This is a genomic window from Vibrio sp. MA40-2, from assembly GCF_047302445.1.
Lineage (GTDB): Bacteria > Pseudomonadota > Gammaproteobacteria > Enterobacterales > Vibrionaceae > Vibrio.
In genome coordinates, this window is the sequence record NZ_CP178628.1 from 510,721 (window position 1) to 536,022 (window position 25,302).

A 25,302-nucleotide genomic window follows, 5' to 3' on the forward strand; every position below is an offset into this window, starting at 1 on the left:
TCCTCTCGTTCAATTTTTATGTCAAAACTAAGGATAACGACACCTCATGTGTCATTATCCGGATTCCTGTATTACTTATTCTGTTCTGTATCGAATTCACCACGTTGATATTGACCTGCGGCTTTAATAAAGCCAGCGAACAACGGATGTCCATCGCGAGGCGTAGACGTGAATTCAGGGTGGAACTGAGAGGCAACAAACCATGGATGATTTGGGTTCTCAATTACCTCAACAAGCTTTTTGTCTGCAGATAAGCCAGATACTTTTAAACCAGCTTTTTCAATTTGCGGACGAAGATTGTTGTTTACTTCATAACGGTGACGGTGACGTTCATGAATTGTCGCGCTACCGTATAACTCTTTAGCTAATGTGCCTTTTTCAAGGTGACAAAGCTGAGAGCCAAGACGCATAGTACCACCTAAGTCAGATAGCTCAGTACGTTCTTCAACTTTACCTTCACCATCTACCCATTCGGTAATTAATCCTACCACGGGATACTTTGTATCTTTGTTAAATTCTGTTGAATGTGCGCCTTCTAGGCCAGCAACATTTCTCGCAAACTCAATTAAAGCCACCTGCATGCCTAAACAAATACCTAAATAAGGCACGTTATTTTCACGCGCATATTTAGCGGCAAGGATTTTACCTTCAATACCACGATCACCAAAACCACCAGGTACAAGAATCGCATCTAAATCTGCGAACATTTCTTCACCTTTGCTCTCTACATCTTGTGAGTCGACATATTTAATGGTGACATTTAAGCGGTTTTTCAACCCTGCATGTTTCAGTGCTTCATTGACGGATTTATAAGCATCTGGAAGTTCTATATATTTACCAACCATACCAATAGTTACATCTGCGGTAGGATTCGCTTCTTCATAGATAACTTGTTCCCACTCTGACAGATCCGCTTCTGGTGCTTGAATACCAAAACGAGTACAGACAAGATCATCCAATGCTTGAGCTTTGATTAATTGAGGGATTTTGTAGATAGAATCTACGTCTTTCATTGAGATAACAGCTTTTTCTGGTACGTTACAGAACAGCGCTATTTTTTTACGTTCATTTGCAGGGATCATACGATCACTACGGCAAACCAAAATATCTGGCTGGATACCGATAGAAAGTAATTCTTTTACAGAGTGCTGAGTTGGCTTGGTTTTCACTTCACCAGCTGCAGCTAAATAAGGTACTAAAGTCAGATGCATAAACATGGCACGTTCACGGCCAACTTCTGCAGCTAACTGACGAATTGCTTCCATAAATGGCAGAGATTCGATATCACCAACAGTGCCACCCACTTCAACGATTGCCACATCATGGCCTTCTGCGCCATCATAAACACGATCTTTTATTGCATTAGTGATATGAGGGATAACTTGAATCGTTGCACCTAAGTAATCACCACGACGTTCTTTTCTCAGTACGTCAGCATAAACACGCCCAGCAGTAAAGTTGTTGCGCTTGCTCATTTTGGTACGAATGAATCGTTCATAATGACCAAGATCGAGATCGGTTTCTGCACCGTCTTCGGTAACAAATACTTCACCATGTTGAGTTGGGCTCATTGTGCCGGGATCAACGTTGATATAAGGGTCAAGCTTCATCATGGTCACTTTAAGACCACGAGCTTCTAAAATAGCCGCAAGAGATGCTGCTGCAATACCTTTACCTAGTGAGGATACCACCCCGCCAGTAACAAAAATGTAATTTGTCGTCATGTTTAACCTGAAATTGGTTGAATGAGGGAAATTGGTGCTGTCTGGACGGGATGCAAATATACCAGAAGCCCTTTAACGCCACAACGTGAAACTTATCACACTTGGTTAATTTATTTTTTGCTTCAAATCAATTCAACAAGCCATTAACCTATGTCTATCACTAGTTGATGCTTATCCCTACTTAAGTTTAAGTATACAAATCAACTATCTTATGGCGCAAAGTATAGCCACCGTTGAGTAAAACAAGCAAGTAATCGATAACTGGTCAGAGTATAACTTTCCACCAGTCTAAAATTTAAAACAAGTTAAACAATAACGCAGTTATTTTTAGCATTCGACTTGATAGTTTATAGATGTTATTCACCAAATTTCAGATGTGACTTACCGAATTGTTTTGATCATAATGATAATTACATCAATATCATTGACCTTTTTTAACTTCATCCCACATGGCATCTAACTGTTCTAGATTGAAATCATCCAATTGCTTTCCTTGCTCGCGAACTAGACGCTCAACACCTTTGAAGCGAGTTGCAAATTTATCGTTTGCTTTACGTAAAGCGACTTCTGGATCTTTGCCTAAGTGACGAACTAAATTTACGGTAGCAAAAAGAAGGTCGCCTAATTCTTCTTCAATCGCTTTCTCATCAGGAGTGACTTGGAGAACTTCATCAAGCACTTCATCTAATTCTTCTTTTACTTTATCCACAACAGGGCCAATGGTATCCCAATCAAAACCATGCTTAGCACAACGCTTTTGTATTTTATTGGCTTTAGAAAGAGCAGGAAGAGAGTTAGGCACAGAATCTAATACACTTTGTTCCACTTTACCCAACTTGGCCTTTTCTTTGGCTTTTTCCTGCTCCCAATTGGAATTTATCTCTTGTTCAGAGTCGAGTGTTAAATCAGAAAAAACATGAGGGTGGCGACGAATTAATTTTTCGTTCACTGTTTCAACAACATCGTTAAACTCAAAAAGCTGTTGTTCTTTAGCTAATTGACTGTAAAAAATCACTTGGAACAACACATCACCGAGTTCTTCTTTTAAGTTTAGCCAATCTTTATTATTGATCGCGTCTACTAGTTCGAATGTCTCTTCGATTGTGTGGGGAATAATAGAATCGAAATTTTGTTTTAAATCCCAAGGACAGCCTTTTTTAGGGTCACGCAGTTGAGACATAATATTTAAAAGTTGCTGTACACTATCCGCCATTTAACCGTTTCTCACTTTATATTCTGTTTATTTGTGTATTTTTTATGCTGAGCGTTTTTCTGACAGACCGCTAGCGCTTGTTCTTATGATCTTTAACGTAAGCGTCTTACCGAAATAACGTCTCGAATTTGTTCAATTCGAGAAATCACCCGGCTAAGAAGTTCAACATTTTTCACTTCTAAGTTGAAATCCATAATAAGCATTTGACGCTTATAATCATGACGACTTTTCATACTTGACACATTCAACTTCTCATTGGCTAACAGTGTGGTTATATCTTTAAGTAATCCACCGCGTTCTAACGCATCCACTCTAAGAGTGAGGATGAAGTTACCTGAATAAGATCCTCCCCAAACGGTATCAATAATACGCTCTGGAGCATGTAACCTTAGTTCAGCCAATTGCTCGCAATCACTTCTATGTACCGAAATACCTCGGCCTTGGGTAATATAGCCGGCAATGGTATCTCCTGGGATAGGTTGACAACATCTTGCTAAGTGCGACATTAGGTTATCAACACCTTCAACGACAATCGCATCTTTATGAGGTCTATTTTGAGCCGACGATTTAGCCCCTTGCTCTTGCAATTTTTCTAAAGCTTGCTTATCTTCTTCTTCGGCTGTTGGCTTATTAACTAATGCATTAATGTGATTAATGACTTGGTTAATTCTTAAATCACCGCTACCAATCCCAGCATAAAGCTCATCCGGTGTATTAACATTAAAACGCTTAAGAGCATAATCATCCGCATGTTTTAATGTTGCGCCTATTTTACTTAATTCTAACTCTAAAATCTCTCGACCCGCTTCTATGTTTTTCTCGCGGCTTTCTTTTCTAAACCAAGCATTTATCTTTGCTCTCGCTCGACTTGAATGGACAAATCCTAAAGATGAGTTTAACCAATCTCGCGATGGATTCGGTTCTTTTTGGGTAATAATTTCAACCTGATCGCCCATTTCTAATTTGTGCGTAAATGGAACAATTCGCCCACCGACTTTGGTTCCGATACAACGATGTCCAACTTCAGAGTGAATGTGGTAAGCAAAATCAAGTGGAGTTGCGCCCATTGGCAAATCAACCACATCCCCTCTTGGCGTAAAGGCATATACTCTGTCATCGAATACTTGGCTACGCAGTTCATCTAGCATCTCACCAGAATCTGACATTTCTTCTTGCCAATCAATCAGCTTACGAAGCCAAGTGATTTTCTCATCATAACCACTACGTCCACTACTTGACGCGCCTTCTTTATACTTCCAATGCGCAGCAACACCCAGTTCAGAATCTTCATGCATTTGCTTGGTTCTGATCTGAATCTCTATGGTTTTCCCTTCTGGCCCAAGAATTACGGTATGAATAGATTGATAACCATTCGGTTTAGGATTGGCAACATAGTCGTCAAACTCATTAGGAAGATGCTTGTATTTAGTATGTACAATCCCTAAAGCCGCATAACAATCTTGCAGTTGATCGGCGATGATACGCACTGCTCGAACATCAAACAGTTCATCAAAAGCCAGATTTTTTTTCTGCATTTTACGCCAAATACTATAAATATGTTTTGGCCGTCCACTTACTTCCGCGTTGATATTGGTCGCTTTCATCTCAGACATTAAATCGGTAACAAAGTCATCGATATATTTTTCACGCACAATTCGTCTTTCTGAGAGTTGCTTTGCTATTTGCTTGTAAATATCCGATTGCTGATAACGGAAAGCGTAATCTTCAATTTCCCATTTTAACTGACCGATACCTAAACGGTTGGCGAGAGGTGCGTATATATTAGCGCACTCTTTGGCGGCTATTTGACGAACTTCTTCTGGTTTGTCTTTCACTTCACGTAAATTACAAATACGCTCAGCTAATTTGATAATCACACAGCGAAAATCATCTACCATTGCCAGCAACATTCTGCGCACATTATCTATTTGACCTGATGCTGCTGCCCCTTCAAATGTTACATTAAGTTGACCGATGGCGGCCATTTCTTCCACTCCATCAATCAGCTTAATGATCTCTTTACCATAAACCTCTTCGAGCTCTTCTTTTTCGAAAAAACCACTGGAGACGACAGGAAATAACTGTGCCGCAATCAAGGTCGCTCTATCCATAGATAAAGTGATTAAAATTTCGATCATTTCCCGACCACGCCAAAGCAATAGTGGTGCTTGTTCTCGTCCTTCTAAGTGAGATTCGCACTGCTTATAGACTTCTATTAGCCGTTTACTGGTTTTTTGATCTTGCTCTAGGCTGGTGACCCAAGCTTCTAATTCAAATTTTTCATCTTTATTTAAGTGCGCACTGCGTACCGCAACCATGTTATTTCCCAACTTTTCAATTCAAGACAGGCACTATTCGTTGTATCTATTTCTTACCTATCATGTTTGTTATTTAACTAAAACCTGCACAATATTGATAGCGCTTAATATTTTCTGTATTTACTACTAGATTTTCAAACTTAGTTTAAAATTCATTTGTTCAACGAGTACGTTTAACCTTCTGTTTTTCAAATAAAGCCATCGATTCTAAATGGCTAGTATGAGGAAACATGTCCAACATTCCTAATCGAATCAATTTGAAACCTTGTTCGAGTAAAGACTGAGTATCTCTGGCAAGCGTAGCAGGATTACAAGAAACGTACACTATTCTGTATGCTCCAAGTTTCGCAAGTTGCTCTACAACACCTGCTGCACCAGCTCTTGCTGGGTCGAGTAGTACTTTATCAAACTTTGATTGCGCCCAACTATTTTCAGTTATGTCGTTTTCTAAATTAGCGTGGTAAAACTGAATATTATTAATATTGTTGAGTTTAGCATTGTCTTCTGCCTGCTCGACCATTTCTTGAACGCCTTCTACTCCCACCACTGATTGCGCTTTTAATGCAATAGGTAAGCTAAAATTACCAAGACCACAGAATAAGTCGAGCACTCGATCTTCAGGTTCAGGGTTTAACCATTTTATCGCTTGTTCAACCATCTGCTGGTTCACTTTCCTATTCACTTGAATAAAATTAGTCGGTAAAAAAGGAATAGTAAAACCCCCTTCACTGTAGGACGGTTTTTCACCGAAAATAAGCTGCAATGGCTCTTTTTCTACCAATAAATACATGCTCAACTGGTTTGTTTTAGCAAACTGGACCAATGCGGACAAATCTGGTTCTGGTAAGGCTTTCATCACTCGCAAAGTAACTACAGGTTGCTTGTCACCTAACGCAAGCTCAACATGTCCTAACTCTACTGGTTTTTTAAAACGTGAAAGGAGTATGTAAAGATCAGGAAGCAATTGGTTCAATTTAGGCTCTAATGCGGCACATTGTGTAATTTGAACAATCTGTTTACTTTGCTTCTGCCGAAAACCAAATTCAAGCTGGGCATTTTTTTTATTTAGATACAGACTGATTCTCGCTCTTCTTCGATAACCAAGCTGCTCACCGGTAATGAAAGGCACTTGTTCTATTTCTTGAACGAATTCGGTGCTATCAGCAAGATCGCTTTGCTTTCCGGAATGTGCTTTGCCTCTAGAATCATTTTTTTTAGTAGTAAATTTAGTGACTAGTTGATTTAATGATTGCTGTTTATATTCTGTTTGCCCGTCATAACTCAAATGCTGCATATTGCAGCCACCACACTCTTTATAGTGAGGACAAAATGGCTCTATTCTTTGTGGGCTTGGCGTTAAAATTTTTATCAGTTTAGCTCGAGAAAATTTACTTTTACTTTCGGTCAATTGAACCAATACTTTTTCGCCAGGCAATGCTCCTTCAATAAAAACTGGTTTATTTTTTAACCACGCTATACCCGCTCCATGGTGATCTAACCTTTCAACATCAAATTGTTGATGCTTGGTGTCCAATACAATTTTCTTTTTTGGTTGATAAAAACGTGCCATGTGGGTCTCTTTTGTCCTAGTATCACTATTCTAACGCTGCGTGATTGTGGAATATTAATGCTTTGTTTAAGCTATTAAGATATTTTCCCATATCCAGACTCTATTGTAATCAGAGAATAAGTAATCAGGTAAAAATGACAAGATATGGCTTGCGTGCCCGTGTAATCACTCTAACTTTAGCCCCTACTCTCATCGTAGGCTTGCTGTTGAGTACTTTTTTTACGTCCAATCGTTACAACGACTTGGAAACACAATTAATATCGTCTGGAACCAGTATTTTAGAACCGCTAGCAATTGCCAGCGAATATGGCATGACAGAACAAAGCCATGAAGCGGTTCGACGCATCATTAGTTATGCCCATAGGAAAAACTCAAATATAGTACGCAGTATCGCGGTATTCGATGCCAACCATCAACTGTTTGTGACATCAAACTTTCATCCAAACTTTGAATCTTTAACTTTTCCTAATGACAAACCGATCCCACTTTTAACCGATATAGAACTGATCGATTCCCACTTAATTTTACGTGCTCCAATTATCGCTGAAGGTAAATTTTCTTTACAAAATGAAACGGCAACCGATCCTAATTTACCGCTTGGTTATATTTCTATGGAGTTGGATCTTTCTTCATTGCGACTACAACAATACCAAGAAATTTTCACCGCTTTGGTTGTATTGGCGTTGGGTCTAGGACTTTCCAGCGTTTTTGCCTACCGGTTAATGCATGATGTCACCAAACCAATCACCAATATGCAAGAAACCGTAGATCGTATACGCCGAGGACACCTCGATTCTCGTATAGAAGGCACCATGCATGGTGAGCTAGATTCGCTTAAAAATGGTATTAATGCCATGGCAATGTCGTTATCTGAATATCATGTTGAAATGCAGCACAGTATCGATCAAGCCACATCAGATTTAAGAGAAACTTTAGAGCAATTAGAGATACAAAATGTAGAGTTAGATATTGCTAAAAAACGCGCCCAAGAAGCAGCCAGGGTAAAATCAGAATTTTTAGCAAATATGTCACATGAACTACGAACACCACTAAATGGGGTTATTGGTTTCACTCGACAAATGTTGAAAACGCAACTTACTTCCAGTCAAACCGATTATTTACAAACCATTGAACGTTCAGCTAATAATCTGCTGAATATCATCAATGATATTTTAGATTTTTCTAAACTCGAAGCCGGCAAATTACTATTAGAAAACATCCCCTTTGAATTCCAAGAAAGCTTAGAAGAAGTGGTGAGTTTACAAGCCACAAGTGCGCATGAAAAAGGCTTAGAGATCACTTTAAAAGTTGATCCAAAAATCCCAGCAGGACTTATAGGCGATCCATTAAGAATTCAACAAGTGCTAACAAACTTGATGGGTAACTCAATTAAGTTTACTGAACGAGGCAATATCGACATCAGTGTTGAACTGCGAGCTCAAAAAGACGACATTGTCGAGTTGCAATTTATGGTTAGAGATACAGGGATAGGTATATCTGAAAGACAACAAGCTCAGCTTTTTCAAGCCTTTAGTCAAGCCGATGCCAGTATTTCAAGACGCTATGGTGGGACTGGATTAGGCTTGGTTATTACCCAAAAATTGGTTGGTCAAATGGGCGGTGAAATAAGCTTAACCAGTCGATTACATCAAGGGTCTACCTTTTGGTTTACTCTGCGCTTAGCCAGTACGGATTTACCTCAATTGCACCAAGTAGAAAGCCAATATTTACGCAATAAACGAGTTCTATTAATAGAACCCAATATGCAAGCCGCCTCTATTGTTCAACAACAATTAGGTCAGGAAGGCTTACTGGTGACCTACCAAACTAACGTGCCAGATAGTTTTGAAAAGCAAGATTGTGTTCTTATTAGCCTCTCTCCTAAAAAAGAAAATAGCTTTGAAGAAGTTAGTCAGTGGGTTGCCATTACTCAAACTTATACGGACCAAGTTATCGTAGCAATACCAAGTACAGAACTGGCATTAGCAGAAAAAATCTCTGCGACTTATCAAGTTCAATGTATGACCAAGCCATTATCGAGAAGAAAATTACTCAGCTCGCTGGCAAAACACCAACAACAAACGGGCGCGCTATTAAAGCAATCCGTCATAGCTCAACCAACGGAAAATCATCAATTAGGTCTTAATGTGATGGCTGTCGATGATAATCCTGCCAACTTAAAACTGATTACCGCCTTACTGAGTGAACGCGTAAAACATGTCACATCATGTTCTAGTGGCAAAAAAGCCGTTGAACAAGCAGAGAAACAAAAATTTGATATGGTGTTAATGGATATCCAAATGCCACACATGGATGGTGTGACGGCAAGCAAAAAGATCAAACAAACCAAGCTCAATAGTGACACGCCTGTTATTGCAGTGACTGCGCATGCAATGAGTGGTGAGCGCGATCGTTTGCTCAATGCAGGAATGGACGATTACTTAACCAAACCGATTGAAGAACACATATTGCAACAAGTGTTAGTCCACTGGAATCCGAATGAAAATGAAAGTGTGAATAAACTGGATCTTCCCGATGAAATTACTACAGAGAGCAGATTAGAAGGCGCAGAATCTGACATTATAATTGATTGGCAAATGGCGTTAAAACAAGCCGCGAATAAAGAGGATCTAGCCAAAGAAATGTTGCAAATGCTGATGGATTATATTGCTGAGGTAACAGACGTGGCGCATCAAGCTTTAGACGATAGTAATTATCCGCTAGAGGATCTTTTACATCATATACACAAACTTCATGGCAGCTGCTCATACAGTGGTGTACCAAAACTTAAAGCGGTGTGTGCAGAAATCGAAAAGCTGTTACGTTCAGGAAGTAGTGTAGAAGAAATTGAACCCGAGTTGTTTGAATTACAAGATGAAATGCATAAAGTAACCACAACGGCTCAGCTTTATTTGCATTAGTTACGATTTGCATTAGTTACGATTGGCATTAGTTACGCGACTTGAATTGTGTTGTTATCTCATTGACGCCATTATACCTTTGAGATGGTTTATGTCTTTGACTCCATCACTACCGTGGCTAAGGCATAATGCCTTTCATCTGAAATAGAAATATGGATACTCGATACCTGTTTGCTGTGTGCGATTTGCTGCGCTTTATTACAAAGCACCAGAATCGGCTTGCCATTGTCATCATTACTCACAACGAAATCATGGAATGTTACACCATGAGCAATACCCGTTCCCAGTGCTTTTGCCGCGGCTTCTTTTGCAGCAAAGCGTTTGGCTAAATAGCGACCTTGCTGCTTAAGTGTTAAATAAATCTGAAATTCAGATACCGATAAAATTCGTTCAGCAAAAGCATGACCATTTCTAGCCAATGCTTTTTCTATTCGTTCAATTTCTGCTATATCTGTACCCAGTCCAACAATCGCCATTAATTTATCGTCTAGCTTCTATCATAATCGATTTCATATCTGCAACAGCTTTGTCTAGGCCATCAAACACTGCTCTTCCCATAATAGAGTGACCAATGTTTAACTCATACACTTCAGGCAGAGCGGCAATAGCAGCCACATTATGATAAGTCAGGCCATGACCCGCATTCACGGTTATACCTAAATCGTTAGCGTAACTCGCAGCCGCTGCAATTTTTTTTAGTTCATCTTGTTGGTCTTGTTCTGTACTTGCATCAGCATAATGACCAGTATGAAGTTCGATAAATGGAGCTTGGCACGCTTTTGCAGCATCGATTTGTTCTCGATCTGCATCAATAAACAATGAAACTTTAATACCAGCAGCAGTTAATTTTTCGGTGGCGGCTTTAATTTTTTCCAGCTGGCCTTTTACATCTAAACCACCTTCTGTGGTTAATTCTTCACGTTTTTCTGGTACTAAGCAAACAAATTCAGGTTGAGTTTGAACCGCAATATCGACCATTTCATCAGTAACAGCCATTTCTAAGTTCATACGTGTTTGAATTGTCTCTCGTAGAATTCGAACATCACGATCCAATATATGGCGACGATCTTCACGTAAATGGACGGTAATGCCATCTGCTCCCGCTCTTTCTGCTATTTCTGCAGCATGAACGGGATCGGGATATTTAGTGCCGCGTGCATTTCGTAAAGTCGCAATATGGTCAATATTGACCCCTAATAAAATAGAGCTCATTTTTCTATACTCCGTAATTTGGGATTTGCTGCTCTGACAACAAATAGTTCCCTACTTTTTAATGGTTTTCCGCCAAGATAAGGCTTTAAGGCTATTCGTGTAAAGCGTTTTGCCGCTTTTAACTGCTCTCGAGTCAAAAAACGTCTTTCTGCTATGGCGATCAATTCGTTACCGTAAAAGGTAAGGTTGTCATTACGAACGCTGGCTATAAACCCTTTTTGTTCACGAAATCGATAAGTCATATCGGGATCAACCGGTTCTCCACTCCCTGCACAGTGCATAAAATCGACGCCATAGCCTAATGCGGATAATAGCGACAATTCAAAACGTCGAAGGGCTGGTTCTGGGTTTTCTGTTTGAGCAAGCTCTGTTAATACGTGTAGATAATCATGAAAAAGGGCTGGATATGGTGTTTCATTTTCTATAACACGGCCAAGTAACTCATTGACATATAAAGCAGAGTAGAGATTTATTCCATGTATTGGAAGCCCTAAACTTATCGGCTCGGCTTGACGAAGTGTCTTCATTCCACTTTTACCAGACCATTTCAACAATAAAGGAGTAAAAGGTTGTAGAGCGCCTTTGAGGTTTGAGCGCTTGCCGCGTGCACCTTTTGACATCAAAGTGACACGTCCATATTCTTCGCTGAACACGTCTAAAATTAAACTGGATTCACTGTAGGGACGTCTATGAAGAACAAAGCATCGTTGTAAATTATCACTCATAGAATCGCCCTAACTTTAGATGTCTGGCCTCATAAGACTGAGACCAGGTCTAACTAAAAGATACGTGACTTATTAAACGTCATCCATGTAACCAAGAGAACGAAGTGCTCTTTCGTCGTCTGCCCACCCAGATTTCACTTTTACCCATGTTTCTAAATACACTTTTCGACCAAATAATTCTTCCATATCTAGTCTAGCTTCACGACCAATCGTTTTAATTTTTTCGCCACCTTTACCTATAACCATCTTCTTCTGGCCACTACGCTCAACCAGAATCAGAGCATTAATATGGAAGCCGTCCGTATCAGGATTATAGTCAAATAGCTCTATTTCTACTGTCACCGAATACGGTAGTTCGTCGCCGGTAAAACGCATCAATTTTTCACGTACTATTTCCGAAGCCATAAAACGTTGTGAACGATCAGTTACATATTCTTCAGGAAAATGATGTTCAGCTTTAGGTAAATGCTCTCGTACATGTTTACGCAATACATCAGTATTTTTACCATTTTTGGCAGAAATAGGCACAACGTCGACAAATTCCATTTTGCTAGAAAGTTCGTGCATATGGCGCATAACATCATTCGGATCTTTGACGTTATCGACTTTATTCACGCACAAAACAACAGGAAAGTTAGCTTTGTTCAGCTTCGTTAACACCATTTCATCGTCATCAGTCCAATGCGTTCCGTCAACCAAGAATAACACCAAATTAACATCACTTAATGAGCTGTTCGCAGCACGGTTCATTAACCGGTTTATCGCTCGTTTTTCTTCAATATGCAGTCCTGGCGTATCGACATAAATCGCTTGAAAATCACCTTCGGTTTCAACACCCATAATTCGATGACGAGTCGTTTGTGGCTTACGAGATGTTATCGATATTTTTTGCCCTAACAAATGATTAAGTAACGTTGACTTGCCCACGTTAGGACGACCAACAATGGCGATAAAACCGCAATGTTGGTTTTCTGTAGATACCGTCTCTTGCTCATTTTTAGCAAAATAAGCATCTAAATCGAATTCGTTATTATCATCAGACATTGGATATTTTCTCCAGAGCAAGTTGCGCAGCGGCTTGCTCTGCTTTGCGACGACTAGTCCCTACTCCAATAACCGGTCTATCTACACCGGATAAGTTACAAGATACGGTAAACTCTTGATTATGAGCTTCACCTTTTATATTCGTCACAGTGTAAACGGGTAAAGGTTTTTTACGCCCTTGTAAAAATTCTTGCAGCCGTGTTTTCGGATCTTTTTGTGACACACCTGGTTCAATCGAATCAAGACGAGATTTGTACCAAGCGAGAATTATCCCTCTTACTACCTCAATATCACTATCAAGGTAGATTGAACCAATAATCGCTTCTACTGCATCAGCAAGAATTGAATCACGGCGAAAACCACCACTTTTTAACTCACCTGGACCTAATTTTAAGTAATCTCCTAAGACAAATTCTCGCCCAAGTTCAGCTAGGGTTTTTCCTCGGACAAGAGTAGCACGCATGCGGCTCATGTCCCCTTCGTCTATTTTAGGGAAACGATGATAAAGATCGTCTGCTATGACAAAACTTAAAATTGAATCGCCCAAGAATTCAAGACGTTCATTATGTGTTCCATTGGCGCTACGATGTGTTAGCGCCAAATGAAGAAGACCAGCATCATTAAAATGATAACCGATCTTTTTCTCTAACTTGGAGATAGGGATAGTAACCATGCTCTCTCTATTAATCTATGCCACCGACGCGACTAAAACGCACACCAGTAGGGATCCATGAAGGCAGTGCACTACTTGCACTACGTTCAAACTCAAAGCTAATCCAAATACCGACAGCTTTACCAACTAAATTCGCTTCAGGTACAAAACCCCAAAAGCGGCTATCTGCACTATTGTCACGGTTATCGCCCATCACAAAGTACTGTTCTTTAGGAACAACCCACTCAGCAACACCACTGCGCGGTTTATAAGCCGCAGTCTGATCTTGACGTAATGGATTGACCAAAATTTGATGCTCAACACGACCAAGTTTCTCATCTAATTGAATCAGAGGAATATTATGTTGTTGAAACTGACTTTCTACAACATTAGATAAAGCAACTTGTGTGCAGCTTGTTTCGCCCTGAGGCTGAATACATATTTCTTTTTTACTATTATAACGTACAGTATCACCCGGCATACCTACTACACGCTTTATATAATCGATATTAGGTTGAGGGGGATATTTAAATACCACCACATCACCGCGCTCTGGTTTACCTGTTTCAATCAATTTAGAACGAAATACAGGATCTTTAATACCGTAGGAAAACTTTTCTACTAGGATGAAATCACCAACTAATAACGTTGGCATCATAGAACCAGATGGAATTTGGAAAGGTTCATAGATAAAAGAGCGAAGAATCAGTACAAACCCGATAACAGGAAAAATAGAAACGCTGTTCTCTACCCACCAAGGTTGTGCAGTGATCTTATTTGCTACATCATCAGATAGCCCGCTAGTTTGCGCTTGTACTTCTGATGCTTTTAATTGTCGCTTTTTTCCCCATACTAATTTTTCTAGCAACCAAATAACACCGGTAACCAAAGTAACCAGAACCAAGATGAGTGAAAATGTATTAGCCATGGGTTTCCCTTTATTTCCAAAAAGAAGAAAGGGCATTCAATTCAATACCCTTTCTTTATTACTATTTACTTATCGATGTAGGATTAATCTTTACCTACGTGAAGAATAGCTAAAAACGCTTCTTGTGGTAACTCTACATTACCAATCTGTTTCATGCGTTTCTTACCTTCTTTTTGCTTCTTCAACAATTTTTTCTTACGGCTAATGTCACCACCATAACACTTGGCAATTACGTTTTTGCGCAGCTGTTTTACTGTTGAACGAGCAATAATATGACTACCAATTGCAGCTTGAATGGCAATATCAAACATTTGACGAGGAATAAATTCCTTCATTTTCTCAACTAACAAACGTCCTCTAGATTGAGCGATGTCTTTATGAGTAATAATCGCAAGAGCATCAACCGTTTCACCATTAAGTAGTACATCAACTCGAACCATATTTGATGCTTCAAAACGTTGAAAATTATAATCAAGAGAAGCGTAACCACGAGAAGTTGACTTCAAACGGTCAAAGAAGTCTAAAACCACTTCGGCCATTGGCACATCATAAGTCACAGCCACTTGATTACCGTGATAAACCATATCAACCTGAAGACCACGTTTTTCTACACATAGTGTAATGACATTACCGAGGTATTCTGATGGTACTAGAATATTACAACGCGCGATTGGTTCACGAATTTCATCAATATCGTTAATTGCAGGAAGTTTCGCTGGACTATCAACATACAGAATATCACCGCTGTTAGTCTTCACTTCGTACACAACGGTTGGAGCCGTAGTGATCAAATCGAGATCGTATTCACGCTCTAAACGTTCTTGGATAATTTCCATGTGCAGCATACCCAAGAATCCACAACGGAAACCAAAGCCAAGTGCTGCTGAGCTTTCTGGCTCATAAAATAATGACGCATCGTTTAAGCTTAATTTACCTAATGCATCACGGAAGTTTTCATAATCATCTGACGATACCGGAAAAAGACCAGCGTAAACCTGAGGTTTAACTCGTTGGAAGCCAGGTAATGCTTCTTCGCAGCCTTTTTTAGCGTGTGTTAGCGTATCACCAACAGGAGCACCTAAGATATCTTTGATACCACAAACTACCCAACCAACTTCACCAGTGCTCAACTGATCAGTATCTAATCGCTTAGGTGTAAATATACCAATTCGATCTACACCCCAATCTTGACCAGTACTCATCACTTTTATTTTATCATTTTTCTTTAATACGCCATTTTTAATACGTACTAAAGAAACAACGCCAAGATAATTATCAAACCAAGAATCAATAATCAACGCCTGTAATGGTGCATCTGGATCACCTTCAGGGGCAGGAATTGCTCGAACAATATTTTCTAATACCAGATCAACGCCAATACCTGTTTTAGCCGAACAACGAGTCGCTTCCAGTGAATCAATACCAACAATTTCTTCTATTTCTTCAGAAACACGCTCTGGATCAGCAGCAGGTAAATCTATTTTATTCAGAATTGGAACGACTTCTAAGTCCATATCAATCGCTGTATAGCAGTTTGCTACGGTCTGAGCCTCAACACCTTGCCCAGCATCAACCACTAGTAAAGCACCTTCACAAGCAGCAAGCGAACGAGAAACTTCATAAGAAAAATCTACGTGGCCAGGAGTATCGATGAAATTAAGCTGATAGGTTTCACCATCTTGTGCTGTATAGTCTAATGTGACACTTTGAGCCTTAATGGTTATACCTCGTTCGCGTTCTATATCCATAGAATCAAGAACTTGTACATCCATTTCCCGTTCACTTAATCCTCCACAAACTTGGATTAAACGGTCAGATAGTGTCGACTTACCATGGTCGATATGGGCGATAATCGAAAAATTGCGAATGTGCTTCATAGGTTGGCGTGAGTTAACTCTTTGTAAAATTGAATGGGAAAAATACACATCTTTGATGGTATTTCGATCAAGTTGGGCGATTCTACCGAATTTCGGCCTCTGTCGCTATCTTCATTTACATGCAAATAGTTAATTGAAGTTATTTTTATTTACTAAGCTCTATGGTTTCACCTAAAACACGGAGTAAAGTGATTACCTGCTCTGATTCAGATTTAAGTCTAGTGGATAACGCTTTCGCAATCCATATACCGGCAAACATAAACAAAGCAGAAGCTAAAATAGTCCAACCTTCTCCACCACTTAATGCTGGTCTAATCAATTGCTCACCGAACAAGGCGCCAAGCATGAGCATGAATAATGGTAATAGATACACAAGTGATGCAAATTGAATCAAGTCTTTTTCCGGTAAACCAATCTCTATTACCTGGCCAGGCTTTACCGCAACCGAAGAAATGAGTTGCCATTTATGGCTTTTACTACCAATAGCTTTTGACACCATCCCTGTTCCGCAACTTTTTTTAGACGCACAACTAGTACAGCTTGTTTGTTGTTCACAAGACAAGTCTATTTTGTACCCGTTGTTTGTCTCTGAGACGGACACAACGGTAGCGAGTGCTGTCATCATTTTATTTATTCCTCTTTAACTTGAGAGGCTGCTTGTTCTGGATTTTTGGTTTCAATACTAAATACAACTGACGTTGCTATTTTTGCAGCCGTAGCAGGTGGAATATCACCTACCACTGTAATTTCTCGTTCACCTTTAACAACACTATGTAAGGTTCTACGTCCCTGACGTACTAATTGACTCTTTAACGACAGATCATCGCTATCAGAAACGTACACTGAAAAACTAAACAGGCCATCACTATACATTTGGCTTTCCACAGTTTTGTGTGTAATAACCATGTTATAGCGATTTAAACTGTGCGATTCAAATCCAGCAGGAATCCATTTTACAGCCCAAAATGACTGTGTAGATTGCTGTTTAGGCATAGAAATAACATCAGGTAGTTTTACACTATCTAACTGTTCAAGAACAGCCGCAATACGTTGGTTAACGGTATAAGAAATCGTCCGATACTGCTCGATAATGTCACCATCACGATCAAGTAAATCGGCTCTAAGCGGTAATTTAGATTTTTCATCAATCCACATTACGTAAGAGTATCGTTGACCATCTTTAGGGACAACACGGACAACTTGAGTCGCAGCGCCAGCTTCTCTTGAGCGACCAACAAGAACAAAATCGTAGAACTCGCTCAATGCGCTTATGTCACTATCAATCATAGGAATCAGAGGAGCAATCATATTACCCGATTCGATCGAAAAAGGCTCAACCCCTGGTTCGATGTAACTCACCTCATTATCCAGACGTATCACTTCTCTAATCGGGCCACTTAAATAGACCAAATGAGCGTATTCAGTGTCTTGATTCAGCGCATGCATATATCGCAAAGGCTCAATGCTATTTTTCTTAATTAAGATATAAGACAGTTCATAATTTAAGTGCTGACTTGCATGGTTCATTTGATGCAACAAAGCCTCAGCTGATATTTCTTCAGCAGAGGCTTGGGTTGGAATCAAACTGAACAGTGTCAAAGCACTGATCAGAAATTTTTTCATTCAATTACCGATTCTGTTTTACTAACGCTGGATTTCTCAGATGATAAACGAAGCTGTAACTCGTAATCTTGCAACATAGCATTAATACGACGTCGTTGTTCTGTTAGTTGAGTATCGCTATTTTTGTCTGCTGAAACCGATTCTCTGGTTAAACTTACTGGTTCGACACTACCAGAAAACGGTATAGTTTGTAGTACTGGCTGTGATGCTAAAGCACGACTTGATGATTCTGAATCACCATATTGTTGTACACCCACTATAACCATTAATGAAACACAAGCCGCAACACCAACTTGACCAATTTGCGTTAACCACGCTGGTAGCTGTCGTCTAACTTCGGCTGGTGTTGGTTGTGACTCGACATGTGGCGTGGTGCTTGAGCTATGAGTAGAACGGACAGAATCCGAACTATGTGCCGGTTCGGCGTCTAATGCAGCCGCCACACTTTCAGCAATATTCCAATTTACTGTTTCAGGAGACTCACCTCTCATAACATCGCCAATGAAGTGATAATTTTTCCAAGTATCCTGACTTTCAACATTCTGCTCTAATTCAGTAATAAGAGCGTCATCAACCGTATTTCCATCCATGAGTGCTGAAAGTAGTTCTTTGTCAGCCATTCGATTCACCATATTAGTATTCTGATTGGTACCAGAAAAAACATTAATGTTGCAAAAGGGGTTGAATTTTCTTTTCTACCGCTTCCCTTGCGCGAAAAATTCGTGAACGGACTGTCCCAACAGGGCAATCCATAACTTCAGCAATATCTTCATAACTTAAGCCATCGAGCTCTCGTAAAGTCATTGCTGTTTTTAAATCTTCCGGCAGTGCTTCTATCGCATTAAAAACAACGCGCTTCAGTTCCTTGGACAACGCTAAGTTCTCAGGGTTCGATATTTCTTTTAATGCACTGCCTGTTTCGTAATATTCAGCGTCATCAGCGTCCACATCGCTAGCAGGAGGCCTTCGACCTTGCGCTACGATATGGTTCTTCGCGGTATTAACGGCAATTCTATAGAGCCAAGTATAAAACGCACTTTCCCCTCTAAAATTGGGAATGGCACGATAAGCTTTAATAAACGCCTCTTGTGCTACGTCTTGTACATCGCCAGAATTCCCTACATACCTAGAAATAAGATTACATACTTTATTTTGATATTTTATAACCAAAAGATTAAAAGCTTGTTTATCTCCATTCTGAACTCGCTCAATGAGTACTTGATCTGTCAACTGCTCGTTCATTCGAGCACATACTCCTATGTTATTGGCCTTATCTTCTCAGATATGAGCTTTTATTATGCAAAATGTAGTGTTGACACCACCACTTACATGAGCACTATTGTGACTCTAGCAAATTTAAAAAGTTCAATGATTATTCAATATAATATCAACTTTATTGAACTAAGTGATGCATTTACCCGCTTTAAAAGAACTGAGTTATGATTACAAGCACATTATTAATGCACTTTTAAACCAACTCTGTGTTCCATTTCATGTGGATAGTGAGGGCGAAAATAAGTAAATGCAACTATTCTTGCACTCAATTGATGAAAGATATTTGAAGGCAAAGCCTTTTAGTCACATAATCAATAATGTAGTCAAGGCATTTTAAGGGGGCGAAGTTTTCGCTTCTAAACAGGAATTATATAAATTTATGGACACGAATAGAGATCACCAGTGCGATGTATTAGTTGTTGGTAGTGGAGCTGCCGGTCTTTCCTTAGCTTTGCGTATCGCAGAACATGCAAAAGTCATCGTATTAAGTAAGGGGCCTAGAAGTGAAGGCTCAACTTTTTATGCTCAAGGCGGAATTGCAGCAGTATTTGATGAATCAGATAGTATCGAATCTCATGTGGAAGATACTCTTATCGCTGGAGGTGATCTTTGCGAAAAAGAAACCGTTCAGTTTATTGCTCAAAATGCAAAAGAGTGCGTACAGTGGCTAATTGATGGTGGCCTTCCTTTTGACCGAGATGAAAATTATTCCGATGAAAAACCTCGTTACCATTTGACCCGTGAAGGTGGACATAGTCACCGCCGCATTTTGCATGCCGCAGATGCCACCGGAATGGCGATGCAAACATCGCTGCAAGATAATGTACTCAACCATCCAAACATTACCATATTCGAACGTTATAACGCGTTAGATCTTATTACTGAAGATAAAGTTGGCGGTAACAAAGATAAAGTTATCGGAGCCTACATCTGGAATCGTAATGATGAGCACGTTGAGTCTGTACGAGCTAAATTTGTGGTATTGGCAACTGGCGGGGCATCTAAAGTTTATCAGTATACTTCTAATCCAGATGTTTCATCTGGTGATGGAATCGCCATGGCATGGCGTGCAGGTTGCCGCGTAGCTAACTTGGAATTTAATCAATTTCACCCAACCTGTTTATACCATCCAGAAGCACGTAATTTTTTACTCACCGAAGCCTTAAGAGGTGAAGGTGCTTTCCTTCTTCGTCCTGACGGCACTCGTTTTATGCCCGATTTCGATGAAAGAGGAGAGTTGGCACCAAGAGACGTGGTTGCCAGAGCAATTGACTTTGAAATGAAACGTCTGGGTGCTGATTGTATGTTCTTAGATATTAGCCACAAACCGGCTGAATTTATTGAAAAACATTTCCCGACTATTCATTTACGATTACAAGATCTTGGTATTGATATGACCAAAGAGCCAATTCCGATTGTCCCTGCTGCGCACTATACTTGTGGCGGTGTAATGGTTAATCAACAAGGTCAAACCGATCTTAAGCAGTTATATGCGATTGGTGAAGTAAGTTATACCGGACTCCACGGAGCCAACCGAATGGCGTCGAATTCTCTGCTTGAATGTGTTGTGTACGCTTGGTCAGCGGCAAAAAACATTCTCGCTAATATAGATGGAGCTAAATTACCTCCAGAAGTTCCCGCTTGGGATGAAAGCCAAGTCTGTAATTCCGATGAAGAAGTGGTAATTCAACATAACTGGCATGAACTAAGATTATTCATGTGGGATTACATGGGAATAGTTCGAACAGATAAGCGTCTGGAGCGTGCTATGCGACGGATCCAAATGTTGCAACAAGAGACGCATGATTATTATAGTAACTTCAGAGTGTCGAATAACTTACTTGAGATGAGAAATCTACTCCAGGTGGCCGAATTGATGGTTCGTTGTGCCATGCAACGTAAAGAGAGCCGAGGACTACACTATACCCTCGACTATCCTGACAGAGTTGAGCACTCTGGCCCAACCATATTAATTCCAAATGACGACGACTAAAGTGAAGATTATCGACAACGAAAGTTGAAGTGAAAAGGAGTGATTTAAGTCACTCCTTTTTCTTTTGCATAAAAAGATCAATCATAACCAATAACTGTCTGTAATCGCTCTCCTTACAGCTATCACGCCAAATGCTGATTTTATTACCTTTATCAGTTTTAATTTGAATCATGAAAAACTTATATAGAGTGACAACGCTCTTACATTTATCTGGTTTATTATTTAGGCTCAATTCACCGTTTGAATGAATCTCTAATTTTCTCATTCTTGTTTCAAGATGAGAATTAAAAAGAGCATAAACAAGGCTTCCGATAAGGCTGAGTGACGCAACCATTGGCATAGGTGAAGAGAGAATGGCCCATATCATCCAAGCTAACATTACGCTTTGGATAACATGAGCGGTTCTCGAGTCAGTCAGATATAAATTAACGTGTCGGCGACTAGCGCAATTTACTGCGGTTATGCGCAACTATTTTATCTATCATATTAGCTAACCTTTCATCATCACTCCGACCATGTTGCATAACCCAATTGAACAAATCTGGGTCATCACATTCAAGCAAAGCAATAAAATCGTGTTGTTCAGTTTCAGAAAGTGAATCAAAACATTCATCAAAAAATGGCATTATAACTACATCTAACTCTAGCATTCCTCTACGACACGCCCATTTAATACGTGCTTTTTCTTCTGGTTTATACATCTAATTACCTCAATTGAACCCTTTATACTGAATAATATCGCTATCGAGATATAATAACTCTAATACATGACTTAAAAACATTATTGAAACGATAGCTGACAAAAATTTGTAAGCGGATTAACATTATAGACATAAGACAATAATTCTAATCATCAAATAGCCTAGGCGAACCTACTATGGAATGGCAAAATCGATTCACAAAACTTGAAATCAATTCAAACGATGCATTACCCGATGTAATTATTTCCAACCTACACTCTTGGAAGTCAATCTCGGTAACGGGAGAGGATCAATTATCCTACTTACAAGGACAGCTTACTTGTGATGTTGTTTCATTAGGTAAAGAACGTTCATCTCTTGGTGCACATTGTGATGCAAAAGGAAAAGTGCTAAGTATTTTTCGTTGTTTTCATCATAAAAATAATATTTCTCTCATTCAGCACGCATCAACTATTGAAACTTCGTTTAAAGAAATAAAAAAATATTCGGTTTTTTCCAAGGTTGATATCTCTATTAGTCAAGAAATAGTGCTCGCTATTATTGGCACTAAAGCGGAACAAACCGTTAATGATCTAACTTCCGAACGCGGAGATGTAAGAACAATTACGGGAGGAACTGTGGTTAAAGTTGATGATCAACGTTGGTTAGTACTTATTGATGAAGACTCACTTTCGCCACTACTCGATTCGTTAAACCATGCTGTTTTTGCTGATCAAGATATTTGGGATAAATTGGATATAGAAAGTGCCACGCCAAGAATTGTGGAATCAGTACAAAACAGTCAAATCCCTCAAGCATTCAACCTTCAGGCTATAGGTGGCATTAGCTTTACCAAGGGGTGTTATACGGGCCAAGAAACTGTCGCAAGAGCTAAATATCGAGGCACCAATAAGCGTTATATGGCAATAGTTAAAGGGGTTTTAGATAAAGCGCCCAATTGTAAATTAGAGCTTGAACGCAGTGTCGGAGAAAACTGGCGAAACTTAGGTTCGCTATTTGTGCAATACCATTATGCAGACGGCGTAACCATTGGCTTAATTATTTTACCTAATAATTTAGAACCCGATACACAACTACGTGTCGTCGACCAACCTAATTCACAATGGCAAATCGAAGCTCTACCCTATAGTTTAGAAGACTAATTCTGTACTGCTAGTGAAGCTTCAACGACAAAAAATCCCGCAGCAGTTATTAAAGAAGAAAGAGCGATACGGCGTAGTCGTTAGCTCTTCTTCTATTTCAACACCAACCGGCTAACAGTATATTCAATAACTATTCATTATCTAGTTTCACTATGCAAACGACCACCAAAGCCATCAAACCAATCATAATCGACCGTTTTAACATTGAGAATCAATGTAACAAACAACATAAAACCTAGTGCAAAGTCACAATCCATTAATGTTAGCCATTGAATTTTTATTCTAATTTAAAATATAGCTATTCATTAAAAGATAACTACTATATTCTCGCCTTTCTGCTCATATACTCCATATTTACCTATGAGCAGGCAAAGTGAATCCACTGATAAGTCAGTAATATCCACTTTTATGTAATGCATCTGTGATTTTTTCGCCCGTCAACTGTAGACGGGCTTTTTTTTACTTACTATTATCTTTCTCAAATTATCACAATCCATCTATACTGTTAGAGTTATTAATAGCAACGTTAATCACTTTTTTTAACATTCATTCACTTTTTGAATAACCGATCACTTTTTAAATTATAGGGAGTTCTGTTATTTACCAATTGCTAAACAATGCGTTTTTTGAGAGATACATCACGCCACGATAGAGATAACTCTCCATATTTGATGAATTCGACACAAAAAACCAATAAAGTCCATATTACAAAGGTATTCCACCATGTTAATCACAATACCTTCATATATCAGAAGGTATAATCTGCTTCATGCGGTATATAATAAGGATTAATTATGAGACTGTTTAAACGCTATACACCAAGTATGATAGCTAAACATATAAGCCGACTTTTTAAAGGTAAAATTTATATATACGGGATTGGTAAGTTTGAATTTGATAATGGTAAGTTGATCATTCCTGACAAAGCAGATAAAAGGCATTTCCGCACAGTTAAAGAAGTAAACCAAGAAATAATGAGACTCCGCTGCGCATACTCATAATGCATAACGTTCAGATAATGAAGCATTATTTAGCCAGCCAGTTGACTTAATAGACCATGAACACTGGGTAAAATAAAGATTGCTAGCAAAAAGCAAAGAGGCCATCACTACCTTTTTGCTTTTTTATGGTTAGATGGGAGATTTACCAAACGACTAAGAATAATAAAGGGTATTTTTTTCTTTGGCTAATTCAGGTAAATTGCCTTTTAAGCCTAGCGCCCGTTTCATAACCTCATCTTTAGCACCAGGCAACTGATCGGCCAAAGCCATACCTAACCCTCTGATAAATTTCTTGGCTGGATTTCCCCCTTCAAAAAGATCTTTAAATCCTTGCATCGCGGCAATCATTTTCGCAGCTTCGGCTTTACGCCAACGTTCATAATTGCGTAAATTACTGCGACTGCCAATATCTTCTCCTGCATTCCATAAACGTAGAATTTCTTGAGCAAGACTGGCAGCATCTAGTAAGCCTAAATTCACACCTTGTCCTGCCAAAGGGTGTATAGTGTGAGCCGCGTCTCCAACTAACGCCATTCGCTCTAACACAAAATCTCTTGCGTATCTCATCTTGAGTGGAAAAGCTTGTCTTTCACCAACTAATTGACAACGACCTAATCTCATATCAAATTCAGCACTCAATTGTTTGTTGAAGTCATTGGCTGACATTGAAAGCAATTGTTCTGCTCGTTGAGGGTCTGTCGACCATACAATTGAGCTCATTTTACCATCGGTTAATGGCAGAAAAGCCAACGGACCAAGTGGTGTAAACACTTGCCTTGCCACTTGAGCGTGACTTTCGGTTGTCTGAATATTAGCAACTAATGCACTGTGGCCATAATCCCAATGAGTCAAAGGAATATCAGCTTGTTGTCGAACCCATGAATTGGCACCATCAGCCCCAATAACAAGCTTAGAAGTTAAAGATTGTCCGTTATCTAACGTTAACCACGCTTCGCTTTCCCCCATAACAAGAGAATTACATTTCATTGGCATAAAAAGAGAAACATTAGATTGAGCTTTCACTTGATCTAACAAAGCCAGTTGAACTACTCTATTTTCGACAATGTAACCAAAATTCGGCTGACCTAACACTGTTGAATTAAATTCAATTCGAGCAAAACTATCTTTTTCCCACACTTCCATAGCTTGATAAGGTGCGGCTCTTCTTCGCTCGATACCTACCCATGATCCTATATTTTTTAATATTTGTTCACTGGCTCGGCTCAGAGCAGAAACTCGCACATCAGGCAATGCTTGCAATTCACTTTCAGGTTCAATACCTTCAACCACTGCAATCCGTAGATCGGTATCCTTAAGTGCCGCAGCAACAGTCAGCCCGACCATTCCCCCGCCAATAATCACAATATCAACACTTTGCATCAT

At 39.5% G+C, this 25,302-nt stretch carries 22 protein-coding genes; 4 read left to right on the plus strand and 18 right to left on the minus strand.

Annotation, left to right across the window (positions count from 1 at the left end; genetic code table 11):
• Positions 1 to 71: 71 nt before the first annotated feature.
• The 4 genes from ACLKML_RS09800 to rlmD all read right to left on the minus strand — a co-directional run bounded on the left by ACLKML_RS09800 (position 72) and on the right by rlmD (position 6,825).
• Positions 72 to 1,724 carry a CTP synthase gene (locus ACLKML_RS09800; RefSeq protein ID WP_413285187.1) on the minus strand — a complete coding sequence of 551 codons (1,653 nt, stop codon included), beginning with the start codon at positions 1,722 to 1,724 and terminating at the stop codon, positions 72 to 74.
• A 421-nt stretch (positions 1,725 to 2,145) separates the two neighbouring features.
• Complete coding sequence (gene mazG, locus ACLKML_RS09805; protein ID WP_413285188.1) at positions 2,146 to 2,937, minus strand: nucleoside triphosphate pyrophosphohydrolase; 792 nt, start codon at positions 2,935 to 2,937, stop codon at positions 2,146 to 2,148.
• Between the two features lie 92 nt (positions 2,938 to 3,029).
• Positions 3,030 to 5,255: a GTP diphosphokinase gene (gene relA / locus ACLKML_RS09810; RefSeq protein WP_413285189.1), complete on the minus strand. Its 2,226-nt coding sequence runs from the start codon at positions 5,253 to 5,255 to the stop codon at positions 3,030 to 3,032.
• Between the two features lie 160 nt (positions 5,256 to 5,415).
• Positions 5,416 to 6,825, minus strand: a complete 1,410-nt coding sequence (rlmD, locus tag ACLKML_RS09815; protein ID WP_413285190.1) for a 23S rRNA (uracil(1939)-C(5))-methyltransferase RlmD — start codon at positions 6,823 to 6,825, stop codon at positions 5,416 to 5,418.
• A 134-nt stretch (positions 6,826 to 6,959) separates the two neighbouring features.
• Between rlmD and barA the strand changes: the two genes are divergently transcribed.
• The gene (gene barA / locus ACLKML_RS09820; protein ID WP_413285191.1) at positions 6,960 to 9,746 is read left to right on the plus strand and encodes a two-component sensor histidine kinase BarA; all 2,787 of its coding nucleotides are present in this window, start codon (positions 6,960 to 6,962) and stop codon (positions 9,744 to 9,746) included.
• Between the two features lie 89 nt (positions 9,747 to 9,835).
• Here barA and acpS read toward each other — a convergent pair whose 3' ends face one another.
• From acpS to rpoE, 11 genes are all read right to left on the minus strand, one after another.
• Positions 9,836 to 10,222, minus strand: coding sequence for a holo-ACP synthase (acpS, locus tag ACLKML_RS09825; protein ID WP_413285192.1), 387 nt, complete (start codon positions 10,220 to 10,222; stop codon positions 9,836 to 9,838).
• A gap of 4 nt (positions 10,223 to 10,226) precedes the next feature.
• Positions 10,227 to 10,958 carry a pyridoxine 5'-phosphate synthase gene (gene pdxJ / locus ACLKML_RS09830; RefSeq protein WP_413285193.1) on the minus strand — a complete coding sequence of 244 codons (732 nt, stop codon included), beginning with the start codon at positions 10,956 to 10,958 and terminating at the stop codon, positions 10,227 to 10,229.
• Entirely contained in the window at positions 10,955 to 11,683 is a 729-nt protein-coding gene (recO, locus tag ACLKML_RS09835) for a DNA repair protein RecO (RefSeq protein ID WP_413285194.1), read from the minus strand. The genes pdxJ and recO overlap by 4 nt, the downstream gene beginning before the upstream one ends.
• A gap of 72 nt (positions 11,684 to 11,755) precedes the next feature.
• Entirely contained in the window at positions 11,756 to 12,727 is a 972-nt protein-coding gene (era, locus tag ACLKML_RS09840) for a GTPase Era (protein ID WP_317717611.1), read from the minus strand.
• Positions 12,720 to 13,400: a ribonuclease III gene (gene rnc / locus ACLKML_RS09845; protein ID WP_413285195.1), complete on the minus strand. Its 681-nt coding sequence runs from the start codon at positions 13,398 to 13,400 to the stop codon at positions 12,720 to 12,722. The genes era and rnc overlap by 8 nt, the downstream gene beginning before the upstream one ends.
• A gap of 10 nt (positions 13,401 to 13,410) precedes the next feature.
• Positions 13,411 to 14,307, minus strand: a complete 897-nt coding sequence (lepB, locus tag ACLKML_RS09850; protein WP_413285196.1) for a signal peptidase I — start codon at positions 14,305 to 14,307, stop codon at positions 13,411 to 13,413.
• An 83-nt stretch (positions 14,308 to 14,390) separates the two neighbouring features.
• On the minus strand, positions 14,391 to 16,184 hold the full coding sequence (gene lepA, locus ACLKML_RS09855) for a translation elongation factor 4 (protein ID WP_413285197.1): 1,794 nt from the start codon (positions 16,182 to 16,184) through the stop codon (positions 14,391 to 14,393).
• A gap of 145 nt (positions 16,185 to 16,329) precedes the next feature.
• Entirely contained in the window at positions 16,330 to 16,809 is a 480-nt protein-coding gene (locus tag ACLKML_RS09860; RefSeq protein WP_413285198.1) for a SoxR reducing system RseC family protein, read from the minus strand.
• A 5-nt stretch (positions 16,810 to 16,814) separates the two neighbouring features.
• On the minus strand, positions 16,815 to 17,807 hold the full coding sequence (rseB, locus tag ACLKML_RS09865; RefSeq protein ID WP_413285199.1) for a sigma-E factor regulatory protein RseB: 993 nt from the start codon (positions 17,805 to 17,807) through the stop codon (positions 16,815 to 16,817).
• Positions 17,804 to 18,427 carry an RseA family anti-sigma factor gene (locus ACLKML_RS09870; protein WP_413285200.1) on the minus strand — a complete coding sequence of 208 codons (624 nt, stop codon included), beginning with the start codon at positions 18,425 to 18,427 and terminating at the stop codon, positions 17,804 to 17,806. The genes rseB and ACLKML_RS09870 overlap by 4 nt, the downstream gene beginning before the upstream one ends.
• A 43-nt stretch (positions 18,428 to 18,470) precedes the next feature.
• Complete coding sequence (gene rpoE, locus ACLKML_RS09875; protein WP_317717604.1) at positions 18,471 to 19,049, minus strand: RNA polymerase sigma factor RpoE; 579 nt, start codon at positions 19,047 to 19,049, stop codon at positions 18,471 to 18,473.
• A gap of 412 nt (positions 19,050 to 19,461) precedes the next feature.
• On the opposite strand from rpoE, the gene nadB reads away from it, so the two are divergent.
• A complete protein-coding gene (gene nadB, locus ACLKML_RS09880) occupies positions 19,462 to 21,075 on the plus strand; it encodes an L-aspartate oxidase (protein WP_413285201.1) in 1,614 nt (537 codons plus the stop codon).
• Between the two features lie 49 nt (positions 21,076 to 21,124).
• Here nadB and ACLKML_RS09885 read toward each other — a convergent pair whose 3' ends face one another.
• Positions 21,125 to 21,442, minus strand: coding sequence for a hypothetical protein (locus ACLKML_RS09885; protein ID WP_413285202.1), 318 nt, complete (start codon positions 21,440 to 21,442; stop codon positions 21,125 to 21,127).
• Positions 21,443 to 21,515: 73 nt separating this feature from the next.
• Entirely contained in the window at positions 21,516 to 21,776 is a 261-nt protein-coding gene (locus ACLKML_RS09890) for a succinate dehydrogenase assembly factor 2 (RefSeq protein WP_317718697.1), read from the minus strand.
• Between the two features lie 176 nt (positions 21,777 to 21,952).
• On the opposite strand from ACLKML_RS09890, the gene ygfZ reads away from it, so the two are divergent.
• Positions 21,953 to 22,918 (plus strand): tRNA-modifying protein YgfZ, encoded by a 966-nt coding sequence (gene ygfZ, locus ACLKML_RS09895; RefSeq protein ID WP_413285203.1) that lies wholly within the window; start codon positions 21,953 to 21,955, stop codon positions 22,916 to 22,918.
• A gap of 794 nt (positions 22,919 to 23,712) precedes the next feature.
• Entirely contained in the window at positions 23,713 to 23,919 is a 207-nt protein-coding gene (locus ACLKML_RS09900; protein ID WP_413285204.1) for a DUF1107 domain-containing protein, read from the plus strand.
• 153 nt (positions 23,920 to 24,072) lie between these two features.
• Here the strand turns inward: ACLKML_RS09900 and ACLKML_RS09905 are convergent, their stop codons facing one another.
• On the minus strand, positions 24,073 to 25,302 hold the full coding sequence (locus ACLKML_RS09905; protein ID WP_413285205.1) for an FAD-dependent 2-octaprenylphenol hydroxylase: 1,230 nt from the start codon (positions 25,300 to 25,302) through the stop codon (positions 24,073 to 24,075).

Excerpts from the sequence above, each read along its gene's own strand:
- ygfZ (WP_413285203.1), top strand. The coding sequence starts at position 21,953 with ATGGAATGGCAAAATCGATTCACAAAACTTGAAATCAATTCAAACGAT.
- relA (WP_413285189.1), bottom strand. The coding sequence starts at position 5,255 with ATGGTTGCGGTACGCAGTGCGCACTTAAATAAAGATGAAAAATTTGAA.
- ACLKML_RS09905 (WP_413285205.1), bottom strand. The coding sequence starts at position 25,302 with ATGATGCAAAGTGTTGATATTGTGATTATTGGCGGGGGAATGGTCGGG.
- recO (WP_413285194.1), bottom strand. The coding sequence starts at position 11,683 with ATGAGTGATAATTTACAACGATGCTTTGTTCTTCATAGACGTCCCTAC.
- barA (WP_413285191.1), top strand. The coding sequence starts at position 6,960 with ATGACAAGATATGGCTTGCGTGCCCGTGTAATCACTCTAACTTTAGCC.
- era (WP_317717611.1), bottom strand. The coding sequence starts at position 12,727 with ATGTCTGATGATAATAACGAATTCGATTTAGATGCTTATTTTGCTAAA.
- ACLKML_RS09800 (WP_413285187.1), bottom strand. The coding sequence starts at position 1,724 with ATGACGACAAATTACATTTTTGTTACTGGCGGGGTGGTATCCTCACTA.
- nadB (WP_413285201.1), top strand. The coding sequence starts at position 19,462 with ATGGACACGAATAGAGATCACCAGTGCGATGTATTAGTTGTTGGTAGT.
- ACLKML_RS09900 (WP_413285204.1), top strand. The coding sequence starts at position 23,713 with ATGAGACTGTTTAAACGCTATACACCAAGTATGATAGCTAAACATATA.
- rnc (WP_413285195.1), bottom strand. The coding sequence starts at position 13,400 with ATGGTTACTATCCCTATCTCCAAGTTAGAGAAAAAGATCGGTTATCAT.
- rlmD (WP_413285190.1), bottom strand. The coding sequence starts at position 6,825 with ATGGCACGTTTTTATCAACCAAAAAAGAAAATTGTATTGGACACCAAG.
- lepB (WP_413285196.1), bottom strand. The coding sequence starts at position 14,307 with ATGGCTAATACATTTTCACTCATCTTGGTTCTGGTTACTTTGGTTACC.
- pdxJ (WP_413285193.1), bottom strand. The coding sequence starts at position 10,958 with ATGAGCTCTATTTTATTAGGGGTCAATATTGACCATATTGCGACTTTA.
- lepA (WP_413285197.1), bottom strand. The coding sequence starts at position 16,184 with ATGAAGCACATTCGCAATTTTTCGATTATCGCCCATATCGACCATGGT.
- ACLKML_RS09885 (WP_413285202.1), bottom strand. The coding sequence starts at position 21,442 with ATGATATGGGCCATTCTCTCTTCACCTATGCCAATGGTTGCGTCACTC.
- ACLKML_RS09860 (WP_413285198.1), bottom strand. The coding sequence starts at position 16,809 with ATGATGACAGCACTCGCTACCGTTGTGTCCGTCTCAGAGACAAACAAC.
- acpS (WP_413285192.1), bottom strand. The coding sequence starts at position 10,222 with ATGGCGATTGTTGGACTGGGTACAGATATAGCAGAAATTGAACGAATA.
- mazG (WP_413285188.1), bottom strand. The coding sequence starts at position 2,937 with ATGGCGGATAGTGTACAGCAACTTTTAAATATTATGTCTCAACTGCGT.
- rpoE (WP_317717604.1), bottom strand. The coding sequence starts at position 19,049 with ATGAACGAGCAGTTGACAGATCAAGTACTCATTGAGCGAGTTCAGAAT.
- ACLKML_RS09890 (WP_317718697.1), bottom strand. The coding sequence starts at position 21,776 with ATGTATAAACCAGAAGAAAAAGCACGTATTAAATGGGCGTGTCGTAGA.
- ACLKML_RS09870 (WP_413285200.1), bottom strand. The coding sequence starts at position 18,427 with ATGGCTGACAAAGAACTACTTTCAGCACTCATGGATGGAAATACGGTT.
- rseB (WP_413285199.1), bottom strand. The coding sequence starts at position 17,807 with ATGAAAAAATTTCTGATCAGTGCTTTGACACTGTTCAGTTTGATTCCA.